The sequence below is a fragment of the Neisseria sp. P0001.S005 genome (assembly GCF_051963715.1).
In genome coordinates this window covers 1-400 of record NZ_JBQCTZ010000694.1, presented here as the reverse complement: position 1 = coordinate 400, position 400 = coordinate 1, and the positions used below count along the sequence as shown (strand labels likewise).

General features: G+C 50.8%; 1 protein-coding gene. It reads right to left on the bottom strand.

Going from position 1 to position 400, the window contains the following annotated elements; translation table 11 throughout:
* Positions 1-130: 130 nt before the first annotated feature.
* Positions 131-400 (bottom strand): RNA polymerase-binding protein DksA (gene dksA, locus ACTHSP_RS22420; RefSeq protein WP_440347062.1); only part of this gene is annotated, 270 nt, incomplete at its 5' end.

Sequence of the window (400 nt, the reverse complement as noted above, 5' to 3'; positions counted from 1 at the left end):
GAAGGTACTCATGGAAAATCCCCTAAATGTCTTGGTGGGAATTTAGGGGATTTTGGGGAATTTTGCAAAGGTCTCAGGCCGTCTGAAATGCTCTTTCAGACGGCCTTTTGAGGTTTCTATCTTTATATTCTTAGTCGGCAAACTGTTTTTTCATTCGTTCGCGGCGCTCTTGCGCTTCTACGGACAATGTCGCGGTCGGACGTGCCAGCAGGCGTTTGAGGCCGATGGGTTCGCCGGTATCGGCACAGAAACCGTAATCACCTTCGTCAATGCTGCGGATAGTCGCTTGCACTTTATTGAGAAGTTTACGCTCACGATCGCGGGTGCGCAGTTCTAAAGCGTACTCTTCTTCTTGAGTAGCTCGGTCGGCAGGATCGGGGGCGGATTCGTGCTCTTGAAG